Genomic DNA, 15,925 nt, shown 5'->3' with positions numbered 1-15,925 from the left:
TTTTCTATCACCGCTCTCCTAAACTAATATTTGTGCAAGGTCTTTTTGCATTTCAGTAAGACGGCTCTCTAGACTTCCGTCTATCACCTTGTCTCCTATTTTCACTAAAACTCCACCAATGATCGATGGATCAACCATATTTTCAAGCTTTATTTTCTTTCCTGTGACGATTGAAAGTTTATTTTCAATCCTTAATTTTTCTTCATCTTTTAGAGGGACAGCAGTGGTCACCGTACCTTCTATCATATTTTTATAATCATTCAAAAGCTTTTTAAATACTTTCGCAATTCCCTTTAGGCAATTGGTTCTTCTTTTATCTAAAAGAATTTTTAAAAAGTTCATCATTTCAGTACTGATTTTTTCTTTAAAAACCTCTTCAATGATTTTTTTCTTCTCATCCTTACTAATTTGAGGTGTATTGTATAAGTTATAAAAGTCTGGATACATACTAAAGGCATCTAAAACAAAAGTTATTTCTTCTTTCAATACATCTAGCTTATTTTCCTCAACAGCTATATCAAACAACGCCTGTGCATAAGTTCTTTCTACTAATTCTGCCATTTGGCGTCCCCTACCTCATCTATAAATTCTTTGATTAATCCATGATGCTCTTTTTCATCTAGACTTTTATCAATAATTTTCCCAGCAGCCATCACTGCAAGAGAAGATATTTCGTTCTTTAACTCATTCATAGCTTTCTCATTTTGTCTTTTTGTTTCTGCTTCTGCTCTTTTCATCATCTTAGCAGCATTATTTTCTGCTTCTTTGACAATTTCAGAAGCTCGCTTTTCTGCTTTCTTTGAAGCCTCTTTTATAATTTCTCTTCCTTCTTCTTCAGCAAATTCAAGCTTTGTTTTATATTCTTTTTTTCTTTGATCGGCTTCTTTATTTTTTTCTTCAGCTTCTTTTATAGATGCTAAAATGCCATCCTGCCTTGATTGCATGAACTCAGTAACAGGCTTAAAAAGAAATTTCTTGAGTGCCAAGAATAAAACAATTGTATTAATAATCTGAAATGCAGTCGTCCAATTTAGCTCCACTAATCCTGTCATAGGATCTACTTCCTCCCTTCTAAAAAGGCCTTAATCTTACTCTGGTTCATTTTATAAAAGATTCATTATTGTAAAAGTTTAACTAGTGGATTTGCAAATAATAAGACTAATGCAATGATCAAACCATAAATACCTGTTGTTTCTGCAACAGCTGCTCCTAGTAACATGGTTCTAATAATATCTCCTTGTGCTTCTGGTTGTCTTCCAACTCCTTCTGCACCTTTACCTGCAGCATATCCTTGTCCAATCCCAGGTCCAATACCTGCAATCATTGCAAGTCCTGCACCAATTGCTGAACATGCTAATACTAATGCTTTTCCTGTGATAGGTTCCATTATGTATTCCTCCTTCATTTTTACATAATATTTTGAATTTTTGTGTTTATAAAAGCTTCATTAATGGATTGGCAAACATAAGTACTAAAGAAATAACTAAAGCATATATTCCTGTAGTTTGCGCTACTGCTTGCCCAAGAATCATTGTTTTAATAACATTTGACTGATACTTTGGTCTTTTTCCTGTAGCTTCTGTTCCTTTACCTGCAGCGTACCCCTGTCCAATTCCAGGTCCTATTCCTGCTATCATGGCAATTCCTGCTCCTAGTGTGGATGCAGCTACAATAATAGTAGATTGATGCCCTGTAACCAAAGGATTTGCATACATTAAAATCAATGCAATAACTAACGAAAATATTCCAGATGTTTGTGCAACAGCTGACCCTAATAACATAACTAAAGTTGAAGGTCTTGAACCATCTGGATTCATACTAGCTGCTTCACAGCCCTTTCCTGCTGCATACCCCTGTCCAATCCCAGGGCCTATTCCTGCTATCATGGCAATTCCTGCAGCTATAGCTGATACAGCAATAATCAATCCATCTCCATCTTGTTTAATAAGTGGATTTCCAAATAATAAGATCAATGCGATTACTAAGGATAGTATTCCTGAAGTTTCTGCAATACCTGCTCCTAAAAGCATAATCATGGTTGAATGTTTTGATCCCTTTGGATTTGTACTGGTTGCTTCTGCTCCTTTACCTGCTGCATATCCTTGTCCAATTCCTGGTCCTATTCCTGCAATCATGGCAAATCCTGCTCCAATAGCTGATGCTCCAAGGATTAAAGCTTTTTTATCAAAGCTTAACAGCCAGTTTAAAAAAATTACAATAAAATTGGTATTCTCCATCTGTTCACCTCCTATTCAAGTTGAGATGGATTAATCCATAGCCATGGATACAAATACCATTGTCAACATTGAAAATATGAATGATTGTAATACACCAGCAAATACATCAAAGTACAAATGAAGCGGTACTGGTATAGCAGCTTGGAATATTGGCATTGAAAGGCCTATCTTTGCACCTAATCCTGCAAGACCTCCATATAACAAGCTCATAATGATAAGTCCTCCTACAATATTACCAAACAAACGGAAAGATAGCGAAATAGGTGTCGCTAACTCTGAAATAATATTCATTGGTAACATAATTGGAATTGGATCTAAGAATCCTTTCAGATATTTTCCAACTCCTTTTTTCTTCATTCCAAAGAAATGAATCATAAAAAAAGTAATCAACGCTAACCCCATAGTTGTATTTACATCTGCTGTTGGGGGTCTTAACGCAAATAACCCTGCTAGATTTGCACATACAAGATAGATTAAAAGTGTCCCTATGTAAGGCGCAAAACCTATTTTGTCTTTTCCCATAGTTTGAGCAGTTAGTTTATAAATACCATCCACCAAAAGCTCTACAAAATTTTGAAGTCCTCTTGGCATATACTCAAACTTACGAGTTGCTACAAAAGAAAATAGAATCAGCAAGGCCATAATAATCCATGTGTTTGTTACAGTTTCTGTAATTGGAATTCCTGCAATTTCAAAAACAATTTTTGGACCAAATCCTCCTTCCACTATTTTCCCTCCTTCCTTATAAAGATTCTTTTATAGAATGATATATCATTAAATAGGTTTGTAACAAGAATAATTATTTTAATCATCACTAAACCTATTATTACCCCGATTACATTTAAATAATCTGCTTTAATCCCTACAAAAATAACAACAGCGCTTGTAATATATCGTATAAAATACCTACTAGATGTATAAAGTTGTGCCTGCCTTGGCACCATATGTACGGCTCTTTCTAAAGTTAATGCTAAAGCTCTAAAATTCAACATATTTATGAGTGTTCCAAATATAAGTCCTAGAATCATAGGGAGTGGATTTTGTATACAAATTGCAAATCCTATAGATAGAACAATCATAATGATTATTGTATATTTGAAAATCTTTAACTGTAAATCCCAGGTATATCCCAAAAGCTTGCACTTCCTTTCAATACGATTATTCCTAATATTACTTTCTCATAAAAGTATTTGCAATCTCAAAACATTTATTTTTCTTCTTTCAAATGTTTGTTAATATTTTGACATTTCCCTATAAATTTTTTACTTTTGCTTTTTTATGTTTTTCATAATGGTTTTATAGACATTCAAAAAACCAGATCCCACTCCTAATATGATGAATACGATCAGAAAAATATGATTGGTTCCTAATTTTTCATCTACCAAGCTTCCTAAATAGACAGCTCCAAAGATAGGTATCATCATAATCATTCCAATATGTGTTAAGAGTGCTAAATTTTTAAAGATATTGGGAACATCTCTTGACATAAAAAATTCTCCCCCTTATACCATTATATCACTAACTATAAAATATACAAGTATATGGATATTATTTCCTGTATTTTTATTGATATGCACATTGCATTCGGTATACATATAGTATATAATGTAGTTTTCTATTTTTTATATAGTTTTTCTTGAAGTATTTTACTCTATTCCAGTTAAAAAAAAATTGTCTATGGCTATAGTTAAATTATATAACTTTTTCAAAATAAATGCATTCTTATTTTGTTGCATCAATTCCATACCCTTTCATGTATTTTTCAATGCTTTCTCTATGCAAAAAGCAGCCCTAACTTTAGGACTGCTTTTTATCATAAGAATATTATATTTCCATCTTTTTTAAATCATCAGCAATAATTAATTCTGCTTCTGTAGCTTTCTTTACGTCTTCTATAGTAAATTCAGGATTGATTTCTGTAAGAACAATTCCTTGATCCGTTACATCCATTACACCCATTTCAGTAACAATCATGTTTACTTGTCCTGCAGCAGTAAGAGGTAAATTACACTCTTTTAAGATTTTTGGCTTCCCTTTTTGTGTATGGGTCATAGAAATAATTACTTTTTTAGCTCCAACTACTAAGTCCATAGCACCGCCCATACCTGGTACCATTTTTCCTGGAACCATCCAGTTTGCAAGATTTCCTTTTTCATCTACTTGAAGTGCACCTAAAACTGTTGCATCCACGTGCCCTCCTCTAATAATGCTAAAAGACATAGCACTATCAAAAAATGCCGCTCCAGGTACTGCTGTTACAGGAATTCCACCTGCATTTACTAAGTCTTTATCTTCTTTTCCCTCTTCAGGTGCAGATCCAAGTCCTACAAATCCGTTCTCTGATTGAAAAGTAATATCCATATCCTCTGGAATATAATTTGCTACCATAGTTGGTAATCCAATTCCTAGGTTTACTACGTCTCCGTCCTTTAATTCCTTTGCAACTCTTTTTGCAATAATCTCTTTTGCATTCATCTTCTACACCTCCACAATATAGTCAACATAAAGTGCTGGAGTTACTACATCATTTCCATCGATTTCTCCAACCTCAACCACTTTTTCTGCCCCTACGATTACTAAATCAGCTGCAGTTGCCATAAGTGGATTGAAATTTCTAGTTGCTTTATTATAGTAAAGGTTTCCTTTTTTATCTGAAATACTAGCACCTACTAAAGCAATATCTGCTTTTAATGGTTTTTCTAAAAGATAAACTTTTCCATCTACTGTGATTTTTTCTTTTCCTTCTTCTACGATTGTTCCAACACCTGTTGGTGTTAAAATTCCACCTAGTCCATTTCCACCTGCTCTTACTCTTTCTGCAAGTGTTCCTTGTGGTACTAATTCACACTCTATTTCTCCTGCATTCATTTGTTTTCCAACTTCAGGATTTAACCCAACATGTGAAGCAATTAGTTTTTTCACTTGCTTATTTACAACCAATTTACCGATTCCTTTATCCGGCCATCCTGCGTCGTTTCCAATAATAGTAAGATTTTTCACGCCTTTTTCTACTAATGCATCCATGAATTTTTCTGGCGTACCTGCTGCCATAAATCCACCAATCATAATTGTCATACCGTCTTTAATATGACTCATAGCTTCTTCTAATGTAACTACTTTTTTCAAAACAAACACCTCCGTAAGTGACCCATGCCTAAGCCTCTATCATTTTATCATATATATACGACAAATTGCTCTCTTTTTTGCAATTTTTATTATATTTTTGTATTACTTTATAAATTTTTGTAAGAAAAAACAAATGACTTTGTATTATATTCCTAAAATTTTTCGAGCCTCATCAGGTGTTGCAATTTCTCTTCCAAGCTCTTTTGCAATTCTTACTACTCTTTCTATGAGCATCGCATTGGTAGCTAAAGTATCTTTGTCATATTTTATGACATCTTCTAATCCTGTTCTTACATGCCCCCCTAATAGGATTGCCATTGTAATCATATTTACTTGACTTCTTCCAATTCCTGATACATTAAAGGTAGAACCTTGTGGTAGACACTCTACCATATGCATTAAATTTTTAGGAGTTCCTGCAATAGCACCAGGTACATTCATAACAAAATTAAAGTGAATTGGGCCCTTTAGAATGCCTTTTTTTAATAGTCTTCTTGCATTGTCAATCATGCCCACATCAAAGGCTTCAATTTCAGGTTTTATGCCATGATCATACATTTTCTTTGCCAACGATTCAATTAATTCTGGAGAGTTAGCATTCACACTTGTTGGGAAGTTTGAGGAACCTGTTGAAAGACTTGCCATTTCCGCCCCTGGTAAATCCAGCATTTGTCCTCTCCACTCAATGGTATTTTCTCCACCTCTTGCCCCAGTAGATACTTGTCTTATAATATCTACTTTTTCTTCATCTAATCCTTTTAAAACTTTTTCAAATAAATCTCTTCTACTCGTTGGCTTTTCTTCTTCATCTCTTACATGAATATGGGCAACAGCAGCTCCTAATTCTCTACAAGTCTTAATATCTTCTACAATTTCATCTATTGTAACAGGTGTATGTGGATTCAATGCTTTAGTTGGAACATTTCCTGTATGTGCAAGGGTGATAATTAATTTTTCCATATTTTATTCCTCCTAGTTATATTTAACTTTTTTTACCTTAGATGGAAAATCTCTTGTGTTAAGCGCCCATTCTTAACACAAGAGAAATTTTCCAATTTTACAACAATGCCCGTTTTTTATTTATTATTTAACCATATTGATCGTCTTTTGAATTCCTTTTTCGAAAGCGTTGAATAATTCATCTACTTCTTCTTTTGTAATATTAATTGGTGGTGCAATTAAGCAGTGATCTCCTCTTACCCCATCTATACTTCCGCCTCCAGGATAAATGACCAAACCTTCTTCTAAGCAATTATTTGTTAAAATCCCCTTAATATTTTCTTTTACTTCAAAGGGTTCTCTTGTATCTTGATTCTTTACAAACTCAACACCAATCATCAGACCTTTTCCCCTAATATCCCCTACAATAGGATATTTGTAGAGTTCTTGCATTTTGTTCATCAAATACTGCCCTTGCATGGCTGCATTTTCTACATAATTTTCTCTTTCCATAATTTCTATTACCTTGTTTGCAATACCACAAGATAAAGGGTTTCCAGCATAAGTATGACCATGAACAAAATGGCCGCTTCCCTCTACCATAATGGTGTTAAATATTTTGTCTGATGCAATACACGCACCCATAGGAGTATATCCACAACTCATTCCCTTTGCAGTAGTAATAATATCTGGCACAACATCAAAATGTTCTACTGCAAATCTTTTCCCAGTTCTACCAAAACCAGCCATTACCTCATCTACAATCAATAGTACATCATACTTATCACAAATTTCTCTTACCCTCTTAAAATAAGTCTTTGTTGGATGAGCTCCAGGGGCTGCTGAACCTACTACTGGCTCAGTAATAAATGCTGCAATATTTCCTGGACCTTGACGTAATATTTCAGCTTCTAGAGCCTCAGCGGCTTTCACACTTGTTTCTTCTAATGTTTCACATCCCCATGGATTTCTATAGTGATAAAATTGAGGAATTTTAGGAAAGTTTATAAGCATAGGGTCATAAATCTTTCTTCTTCCAGTAATCCCCGTCATAGACAATGACCCTAGGGTATTTCCATGGAATGCATTCCATTTAGAAATCACTTTCCATTTACTACTTCCTGCTCCATCTCTTTCAACAAAATATTGTCTTGCCATTTTCATAGCTGTTTCTGTTGATTCAGATCCACCAGATACAAAATATACGTGATTTAAATCTCCTGGTGCCCACTCAGCAACTTTTTGTGCACATTTTTCAATACTATCTACTGTCCATCTTGAAAGATGAGTAAAAGCAATTCTTTCCATATGTTCCTTTGTAAATTGCGCAATTTCTTTGTTTCCATGTCCAATATTTGCAACAGCAGAACCTGAACATCCATCTATATATTTTTTCCCATTTTTATCATATAGATATATTCCTTCTCCTCTTTCAATTTCAGGATAGTGCCAATTTTGATTTCTGTAAAACACATGATTTTTAGGTGCTTTATTTAAGCTCATTTTCAAAACCCCTTTATACATTTTATTTTTAGTTTAACACATATTAAGCTGCTTTATTTTTTACATCTTTGCTTTTTGCAAACATGCCACCATGCTCAAATTTTTCTCTATCTAAATCCCCTTCCATACCTGCAACAGTTGTAGCAACTACCAAATCTCCTAGGGCATTTGTAGAAGTATGTGCCTGGTCAACAATTCTATAAATCCCTGCTACCAGTGCAATTCCATCTAGTGGTAACCCCATACTTGTAAGAAGTGCAATACTGATTAATAGTCCTACTTGAGGTACAGCGGCACAGCCTACAGATAATAATGTTGCCTGCAGTACTAATAATGCTTGCATTTTTAAACTTAGTTCAATACCATAAATTTGTGCTGCAAATAAAACAATAATCCCAAAATAGATGGATGTTCCATTCATGTTTGCTGTAGCTCCTAATGGTAATACGAAACTTGCATTTTCTTTTGGAATCCCAAGCTCTTCATCTGCAATCCTCATGGTTACTGGTAATGTTGCCATAGAACTACATGTACTAAATGCTACCAACCAAGTTTGGAATGCTTTTTTGAAAAACTTGATTGGATTCACTTTACCAAACACAATCAACACCAAACTATATACAAGGGCTATATGAATAAAAGATGCTAAGTAATCTGTAAGAATAAATTTTGAAATAGGTCCGAATATTTTTAATCCAAATTTAGTAGTAGCCTTTGCCATAAGTCCAAATACACCATAAGGCGTAAATTGTACAACAATATCTGTAATTTTAAACATTATTTCAGAACATTTATCAATTAAATGAATCAACTCTTCTCCTCTTTCTCCCATCATCAAAAGTGCTGCTCCAATAAAGATACTAAAGGAAATAATGTGTAACATTTCTCCATTTGCCATGGACTCAACAGGATTGCTTGGGAAGAAATTTAAGATTGTATCCGCTATACCAGGAAGTTCTTTTACTTGTACTTCACTAGCTGCTTCTCCTAAAGTAATCCCCGCTCCTGGATTAATAATTTGTGCTAAGATTAGTCCTATTGTTACTGCACAAAATGCAGTTCCGAAGAATAAAAGAATTGTCTTAATACCAATACTCCTAAGCTTTCTCAAATCTTTTAAATTTGCAACACCACTAATAATTGAGAAGAATACCAATGGTACAACTACCATTTTGATAATTCTTAAAAACAAATCTCCTAAAAGGGAAAATACTGGGATCGATTTAGCTATAAAAGCATTTTCTTCTCCCCCCATGTTACTAAAAACAAATCCTACTATAGCCCCTAAAATCAGTCCAATAAATATTTTGTGAAATAATTGTAATTTAAATTTTTTCATTCACTTTCCTCCATTTCTTTTTATTTTTTACCAAAAGAGTTTTGTGATAAAAAAACCTCCTTTCCTTTAAAGATTTGACATGATGAATGAATTGAAATAAAAAAATCCAGTACAATAAGGCACACTAGGGTGCAACTTAATGTACTGGATTTTACTCACTTAGTAAGTATGGGTTACATTCTTACTGCAAGCAAAGCAGCAATTATTCATTTTTCCATATCATATACTTTTCATAGGTTCCCTTAATGGCAACGCATATAGCCTTTTGAGATGACCCATGAAATCGTTTTTTTATTTTCTCAATCAATGGTTCAATGCCATTCTCATGAACATTATATCCTACAATCACTTGTTTGATAAACTTTCTTGCTTCTTCTGTAATCAATGTACAAGACGTATCTTCAATAATGCCTGTATCTTCATTGATAATCAATCCTACTCCTACAACCTTATGCATATTTGCAGCAGAAATTTCCATGGGTAACTTTGCATAGGAAATAAAATAGACTGTATTTGTACTATATTCTTTCATTTCATCACCAAATTCTTTTTTTTCATTTTATAAAAAAATTTTAAAAAATGCAAGAATTATTTAAAGGTGAATTATTCTGTTATTTTAAATTTTCTCCATTTTCCTAATTCTTTCTGTTAATTTCTTAACATTTCTAGGAAAACGTTACCTTAAAAACCTTTTTATGGCTTCTACAATTCTTTTTGCTGCTTTTCCATCTCCATAGGGGTTTACTGCATTGGCCATTTTCTTATATGCTTTTTCATCACGAATAAGTTCATTCGTTAGCTTAAGGATTTCTTCTTTTTCTATTCCTGCCATTTTTACAGTACCTGCTTCTACTGCTTCTGGTCTTTCTGTTTCGGTTCGAAGAACTAATACTGGTTTTCCTAAAGCAGGTGCTTCTTCTTGAATCCCACCAGAATCTGTTAAAATTAAATAGGCTTTTCCTATTAAATTAGCAAAAGGTTCATAATCTAGGGGCTCAATCAAATGTACCCTTTCTACATCTCCTAATATTTCATAAGCTAAATTTCTTACCTTTGGATTTAAATGAACAGGGAATACCACTTCTACTTCTTCATTTTTTTCTACTACCTCTTTTACAGCAGAAAAAATATTCACCATAGGTTGTCCAAGATTTTCCCTTCTGTGAGAAGTCATTAAAATTACTTTTTTATTTTCATAATCAATATGATTAAGCCTGTCATCTTCATAAGTATAGTCATCTTTCACTACTTCAAGAAGGGCATCAATCACGGTATTTCCTGTAATCGTAATAATATCTTCTTTTATTCCTTCTCTTAGTAAATTTTCTTCATTTCCTTTTGTAGGTGAAAAATGAAGATGACTCATTCTTCCTGTAAGAGTTCTATTCATCTCCTCAGGATAAGGAGAATACATATTATGACTTCTTAGTCCTGCTTCTACATGTCCTACTTTTACTTGATTGTAAAAGGCTGCTAATGCACCTACAAAGGTAGTTGTTGTATCTCCATGAACTAGAATCATATCTGGTTTTACTTCCTTTATAACCTCTTCAAGTCCTATAAGGGCTCTTGCAGTAATCTGACTTAAAGTTTGTCCTGGTTTCATAATATTTAAATCATAATGAGGTTTTATCTGAAATAAATCAAGTACTTGATCCAGCATCTCTCGATGTTGAGCTGTTACACAAACAATGGACTCGGTTTTTTCATCCTCTTCAAGTGCTTTCACTACAGGAGCCATTTTAATGGCCTCTGGTCTTGTTCCAAATATAGACATGATCTTTAATTTCCTCATCTTTTCTCCTCCTATAAAAAAACCAGGAAATTTTCCTGGTTCTATTCTTTATGGCTACTTTTTTGTTTTTGATATCTTTGCATGCCCACACTTATATACATAAGAGCGCAAGCTGCAATGATAATAAATAAGGAATCCCATCCTTTGCTTCTACTCATAAGGGCTGCACTTACACCAAATATGCCACTAATCGCATAAAGAATAAGTACGGTTCTTTTTTGTCCCATCCCTGTTGATAAAAGTTTGTGATGAAGATGTCCCTTATCAGGCTCCATAATAGGTCTTCCATTTAACATCCTTCTAAGAATAGCAAAGGTTGTGTCAAATATAGGAAGTCCTAAGGCAAGTACAGGAACGATTGTAGCAATAGCTACAGCTCCCTTTGTCAAACCAAATACTGAAATTGTTGCAAGCATATAGCCTAAAAACAAAGAACCTGTATCTCCCATAAATATTTTTGCTGGATTAAAATTGTAAGGTAAAAATCCTAAACAAGCTCCAGCTATAGCTAGAGTCATCATAGCTGCTATATAACTTTCATTCATAAATCCTACATAAGAAAGAGACACTGCTGCAATGGTAGCAACCCCTGCTGCTAATCCATCTAATCCATCTATCAAATTTAATGTATTGGTAATCCCTACAATCCAAAATATTGTAACAGGTATACTCAGCCCTAAATATTCAACATTAAATTGGTAATCAATAAAAGGAACATTGAGTACTTGGATTTTCACACCACAATAAACTGCAACTGCTGCACTCAGAATTTGTCCTGCTAGCTTTACCTTTGCAGATAAAGGATTGATATCGTCTACAATTCCCATTAAAACAATAATCGTTCCTCCAATAAGTATTCCCTTTATTTGTTTTAGCATATCCACAGATAAATCCATATAGGGCAGTAATAATAAGATACTTCCTATAACCCCTAAGTAAATGGCTAACCCACCCATCCTTGGAATAGGCTTTTTATGTACACGTCTTTCATCCTTTGGTACATCTATGGCACCCACTTTATATGCAAGCTTTTTCGCCAGTGGTGTCATACAAAATGATACAATTGTTGCTATAAAAAATACAAAAAAGTATTTATTCACAAATAACACTCCCTAATTTTCATATACTCATAGTCATTTTACAGCAAAAACCATAAAAACTCAATGTTAAATATTATCAAATTGTACCAATTTTATTCCTATCTTTTCAAAATATTTGTAGAAAACTTAATTTCCATCACTTAATACCCCATTTTTTCTGTCAGTGAATCATCATTACTAATCCACTCCTGTACATGAGTTATTCTATAATCATCCTCAGCATCTCTGATAATCACACTCTCTATGCCAGAGTTTATAATGATTCTCTTGCACATAGCACAAGAATTTGCATTGGCAATCAATTCTTTCGTTTTAGCATCTCTTCCAACTAAATATAGAGTAGAACCAATCATATCCCTTCTTGCTGCTGATAAACAGGCATTCATTTCTGCATGCACAGATCTACATTTTTCATACATCTGTCCTCTTGGAATATTTAATTTATCTCTCATACAGTAAGCTAAATCAATGCAATTTTTTCTTCCTCTAGGAGCACCTGTATATCCCGTTGAAATAATTTCATCATTTTTTACGATAATAGCTCCGTAATTCCTTCTCAAGCAAGTACCTCTTTTTAGTACGGTTTCTGCAATATCAAGATAATAATTAATTTTATCTCGCCTTTTCATCCCTTATATTTCCTCCATCAAATACTTATTTTAAAATATTTGTCTATCTTGTTAAAATATCATACACGAAAGAATACAAATAAACTTACCTTAAACCTGCACGATCATATAAAATAAAAACAAATATCTTATATATTATTCTACATATTTATCTCTTTTCCTTTATATTTTTGTTGGAAAATATGCACTATACAAAAATATCATTATCTTATTATATGCATAACTTTATCATTTTGACACAAAAAAAAGAATAGATTTCAGGCGAACCTACTCTCTATTCTTTGAAAAAACTATTTTGTTCCAAATAATCTATCTCCTGCATCTCCAAGACCTGGAATGATATAGGCATGATCATTTAATTTTTCATCTACATTCGCTAAATAAATGTCTACATCAGGATGGGCTTCACGAACTGCTTTTACTCCTTCAGGAGCAGCAATTAGACATACTAATCTAATGCTTGTTGCACCTCTATCTTTGATGAATTGGATGGCAGCATTTGCTGAACCTCCTGTAGCAAGCATTGGATCTACTACGATTAAATCTCTTTCTTCCACATCAGCTGGAAGTTTGCAGTAATATTCAACAGGCTCTAGGGTTTCTGGATCTCTATAAAGTCCTACATGTCCTACCTTAGCTGCTGGAATAAGACTTAGCATTCCATCTACCATACCAAGACCTGCTCTTAAAATAGGAACAATCCCTAGTTTTCTTCCTGACAATACTTTTGACTTTGTCTTACATACAGGTGTTTCGATTTCTACCTCTTCTAAAGAAAGATTTCTTGTTACCTCATACGCCATCAGCATAGAAATTTCCTTTACAACTTCTCTAAATTCCTTTGAACCAGTATGCTTATCTCTGATTAAAGTAAGTTTATGCTGTATCAATGGGTGATCCATAACAAATACCTTTTCCATCCTACACATCTCCTCTCATAATTTAAAGTTTGCAATTAGTCGTTACCTTCAATGATCTATCTCTTATTTTGAATACTTCTTTTCAATATCTGTAATTTTGTCAACTCTTCTTTCATGTCTTCCACCAGCAAATTCAGTGTTGAACCAAACATCAACAATTTTTAGTGCAAGTCCTACGCCGATTACTCTCTCGCCTAATGCTAACACATTTGCATTGTTATGTTCTCTAGACATGGCTGCTGAGAAAGTATCAGAAACAACTGCACATCTTACCCCTGGTACTTTATTAGCTGATATAGATATACCGATTCCTGTTCCACAGCAAACAATTCCTTTTTCACATTTGCCTGAAACTACAGCTTCCGCCACCTTCATACCAAACTCTGGATAATCTACAGATTCACTAGAATTTGTACCAAAATCTTCACATTCTATACCTTTTTCCTCTAGGTGTTTCTTTATGGCATTTTTCAAATTATACCCACCATGGTCACTACCTAAAGCAATCTTCATAAAATTCCCCCCAATTCTTTATAGCCGTTCTGATTTTATGTCACAATGCATATATTGTCAAGTCTTTTACATAGATTCTTATTTATTAATTTTTTCCTATGATCTTTTCAACCAATACTTTTAAATTCTCTTCAATTTCTTTAGCACATTTTCTATATACCTCTATAGGTTGTCCATAAGGATCTAATATATCTCCCTCATCTCCTATATATTCTTTTAAGGTATATGTTTTCTCTTTTGCTTTTGGTTCTATATACAATACTTGTTGTTGATGATTTCTTGTCATGGTCAAAATTAAATCTGCTTCTTTGATTAATTCCTTTGTCACAAGGGTTGCTTCATGAGCACTTAAGTCTATTCCTTTTTCATTCATTGCTACAACAGCATTTTTAGAAGCGCTCTGCCCTATCATTGCAGCTGTTCCAGCAGAGATTACTTTTAACCCCTTTGTCTTTTCCCCTAACTCTTCTAGGATATTTTTAAATATTACTTCTGCCATACTGCTTCTACAGGTATTTCCAGTACATACAAACAAAATCGTCTTCACAGATTTACCTCCCAATCTTGATCACATGATGTCCTGCAGCCTTAATCATTCTATTCATCACTGCATGTCCTAAAAGTTTTTGTTCTATACTTTCTGCATAGATGATATCTACTTCTTTCTCATCAAATTGACGAAGGGTTGCAAAAAGACTGTTGGCAATGGTTGCTACATCTTTTCTACTTCCCATGGAAATAACTACACCTTCTTTATATGATTTTTTTGTTTCATCTGTACACATAATCCCCACACGAAGTCCTAACTTTTCCTTTTCTTTTTTTAATTGGTTGATTTCTTCAACAACTTTTTCTACAGCCCCTGCTATAATCACAACTTCTGCTTTGGGAGAATAATGGGTATATTTCATTCCTGGAGATTTTGGAATCAAATCCATGCCTCCCTCTTCGATAGCCTGATCCACTTCAACCTTTTCAAATATCTCTTCTAAATGCTCTTTTGTTACGCCCCCGGGTCTTAAAATCATAGGAATAGAACCTGTTGCATCAACTACGGTAGATTCAAGCCCTACCTCACAGCTTCCCCCACTAATAATCACATCTACTTTTCCTTTTAAGTCATGTATCACATGTTCAGCCTTTGTGGGACTAGGTTTTCCAGATAAATTGGCACTAGGTGCTGCAACTGGCACCCCAGACATTTCTATTAATTTATTAGCAATGGGATGGGAAGGCATTCTAATAGCTACTGTATCTAATCCTGCTGTAATCACATCTGGTATCCTATGAGACCTTTTTAGAATGATTGTTATTGGCCCTGGCCAAAATTTTTCCATTATTTTTTTTGCATTTTCTGGTATTTCCTCTACCAAAGGATCTATCTCTTCTATCTTTGAAATATGTACAATCAAAGGATTATCTGAAGGTCTTCCCTTTGCCTCAAATATTTTTTTCACAGCTTTTTCATCAAGGGCATTTGCTCCTAATCCATACACCGTCTCCGTTGGAAAAGCAACGGTACCACCATTTTTTAAAACTTCTGCTGGAGCTTTAAGTTCATCTTTCTCAATAGATTCTGGATTTATTTCATAGACTTTTGTTTCAATCATTTGTTTCACCTCTTATGTAAACGTAAATTTCTTTCATTTATTATACACCAAAATAGTACATAAATTCTACTTTCTCACAATGCTTTATTTTTTTGATAAATCTTTCAAAATGAATTTGCATAAAAAAAATAGTATGTGTTATAATGTAAATAAGAAGTTTAGTTTTGATATAGACAGTGTGGCTCATTGTGGTATCAAATTATGTACGATTCAT

Annotated in this window: 20 protein-coding genes; all 20 read right to left on the bottom strand. The window is 33.8% G+C overall.

The features are described 5' to 3' along the window. Window positions 1–18: 18 nt before the first annotated feature. The gene (locus K7H06_RS00305; protein ID WP_223038028.1) at window positions 19–561 is read right to left on the bottom strand and encodes a F0F1 ATP synthase subunit delta; all 543 of its coding nucleotides are present in this window, start codon (window positions 559–561) and stop codon (window positions 19–21) included. Then, window positions 549–1,052, bottom strand: a complete 504-nt coding sequence (gene atpF, locus K7H06_RS00300; RefSeq protein ID WP_223038027.1) for a F0F1 ATP synthase subunit B — start codon at window positions 1,050–1,052, stop codon at window positions 549–551. The genes K7H06_RS00305 and atpF overlap by 13 nt, the downstream gene beginning before the upstream one ends. A 65-nt stretch (window positions 1,053–1,117) precedes the next feature. Continuing rightward, complete coding sequence (gene atpE / locus K7H06_RS00295; protein WP_223038026.1) at window positions 1,118–1,387, bottom strand: ATP synthase F0 subunit C; 270 nt, start codon at window positions 1,385–1,387, stop codon at window positions 1,118–1,120. Between the two features lie 46 nt (window positions 1,388–1,433). After that, window positions 1,434–2,237 carry an ATP synthase F0 subunit C gene (gene atpE / locus K7H06_RS00285; protein ID WP_246637596.1) on the bottom strand — a complete coding sequence of 268 codons (804 nt, stop codon included), beginning with the start codon at window positions 2,235–2,237 and terminating at the stop codon, window positions 1,434–1,436. A 30-nt stretch (window positions 2,238–2,267) separates the two neighbouring features. Further along, on the bottom strand, window positions 2,268–2,963 hold the full coding sequence (gene atpB, locus K7H06_RS00280) for a F0F1 ATP synthase subunit A (protein WP_223038025.1): 696 nt from the start codon (window positions 2,961–2,963) through the stop codon (window positions 2,268–2,270). After that, entirely contained in the window at window positions 2,963–3,370 is a 408-nt protein-coding gene (locus K7H06_RS00275) for an ATP synthase subunit I (RefSeq protein ID WP_223038024.1), read from the bottom strand. The genes atpB and K7H06_RS00275 overlap by 1 nt, the downstream gene beginning before the upstream one ends. A 129-nt stretch (window positions 3,371–3,499) precedes the next feature. Continuing rightward, entirely contained in the window at window positions 3,500–3,724 is a 225-nt protein-coding gene (locus K7H06_RS00270) for an AtpZ/AtpI family protein (protein ID WP_223038023.1), read from the bottom strand. Window positions 3,725–4,061: 337 nt separating this feature from the next. Further along, window positions 4,062–4,712 carry a 3-oxoacid CoA-transferase subunit B gene (locus K7H06_RS00265; protein WP_223038022.1) on the bottom strand — a complete coding sequence of 217 codons (651 nt, stop codon included), beginning with the start codon at window positions 4,710–4,712 and terminating at the stop codon, window positions 4,062–4,064. A 3-nt stretch (window positions 4,713–4,715) separates the two neighbouring features. After that, window positions 4,716–5,363, bottom strand: a complete 648-nt coding sequence (locus tag K7H06_RS00260) for a CoA transferase subunit A (protein ID WP_223038021.1) — start codon at window positions 5,361–5,363, stop codon at window positions 4,716–4,718. Window positions 5,364–5,507: 144 nt separating this feature from the next. Next, complete coding sequence (locus K7H06_RS00255; protein WP_223038020.1) at window positions 5,508–6,323, bottom strand: beta-keto acid cleavage family enzyme; 816 nt, start codon at window positions 6,321–6,323, stop codon at window positions 5,508–5,510. 123 nt (window positions 6,324–6,446) lie between these two features. Further along, window positions 6,447–7,805, bottom strand: a complete 1,359-nt coding sequence (locus tag K7H06_RS00250) for an aspartate aminotransferase family protein (protein WP_223038019.1) — start codon at window positions 7,803–7,805, stop codon at window positions 6,447–6,449. 43 nt (window positions 7,806–7,848) lie between these two features. Next, window positions 7,849–9,144, bottom strand: a complete 1,296-nt coding sequence (locus K7H06_RS00245) for a dicarboxylate/amino acid:cation symporter (RefSeq protein WP_223038018.1) — start codon at window positions 9,142–9,144, stop codon at window positions 7,849–7,851. A 202-nt stretch (window positions 9,145–9,346) separates the two neighbouring features. Beyond that, entirely contained in the window at window positions 9,347–9,676 is a 330-nt protein-coding gene (locus K7H06_RS00240) for a DUF3870 domain-containing protein (RefSeq protein ID WP_223038017.1), read from the bottom strand. A 144-nt stretch (window positions 9,677–9,820) separates the two neighbouring features. Beyond that, a complete protein-coding gene (gene wecB, locus K7H06_RS00235) occupies window positions 9,821–10,939 on the bottom strand; it encodes a non-hydrolyzing UDP-N-acetylglucosamine 2-epimerase (protein WP_223038016.1) in 1,119 nt (372 codons plus the stop codon). 41 nt (window positions 10,940–10,980) lie between these two features. Continuing rightward, complete coding sequence (locus tag K7H06_RS00230) at window positions 10,981–12,039, bottom strand: glycosyltransferase family 4 protein (protein WP_223038015.1); 1,059 nt, start codon at window positions 12,037–12,039, stop codon at window positions 10,981–10,983. Window positions 12,040–12,179: 140 nt separating this feature from the next. Continuing rightward, window positions 12,180–12,668 carry a deoxycytidylate deaminase gene (locus K7H06_RS00225; RefSeq protein WP_223038014.1) on the bottom strand — a complete coding sequence of 163 codons (489 nt, stop codon included), beginning with the start codon at window positions 12,666–12,668 and terminating at the stop codon, window positions 12,180–12,182. 290 nt (window positions 12,669–12,958) lie between these two features. After that, on the bottom strand, window positions 12,959–13,588 hold the full coding sequence (gene upp / locus K7H06_RS00220; RefSeq protein WP_223038013.1) for a uracil phosphoribosyltransferase: 630 nt from the start codon (window positions 13,586–13,588) through the stop codon (window positions 12,959–12,961). 63 nt (window positions 13,589–13,651) lie between these two features. Continuing rightward, on the bottom strand, window positions 13,652–14,101 hold the full coding sequence (gene rpiB / locus K7H06_RS00215) for a ribose 5-phosphate isomerase B (protein WP_223038012.1): 450 nt from the start codon (window positions 14,099–14,101) through the stop codon (window positions 13,652–13,654). Window positions 14,102–14,186: 85 nt separating this feature from the next. Then, window positions 14,187–14,648 (bottom strand): low molecular weight protein arginine phosphatase, encoded by a 462-nt coding sequence (locus tag K7H06_RS00210; RefSeq protein ID WP_223038011.1) that lies wholly within the window; start codon window positions 14,646–14,648, stop codon window positions 14,187–14,189. A gap of 4 nt (window positions 14,649–14,652) precedes the next feature. Beyond that, on the bottom strand, window positions 14,653–15,708 hold the full coding sequence (locus K7H06_RS00205) for an L-threonylcarbamoyladenylate synthase (protein WP_223039887.1): 1,056 nt from the start codon (window positions 15,706–15,708) through the stop codon (window positions 14,653–14,655). Window positions 15,709–15,925: the final 217 nt, after the last annotated feature.

This window comes from Crassaminicella profunda, assembly GCF_019884785.1.
Classification (GTDB): domain Bacteria; phylum Bacillota; class Clostridia; order Peptostreptococcales; family Thermotaleaceae; genus Crassaminicella; species Crassaminicella profunda.
Note: the sequence above shows the minus strand (reverse complement) of the source record. Positions and strands in the feature narration are given on the sequence as shown.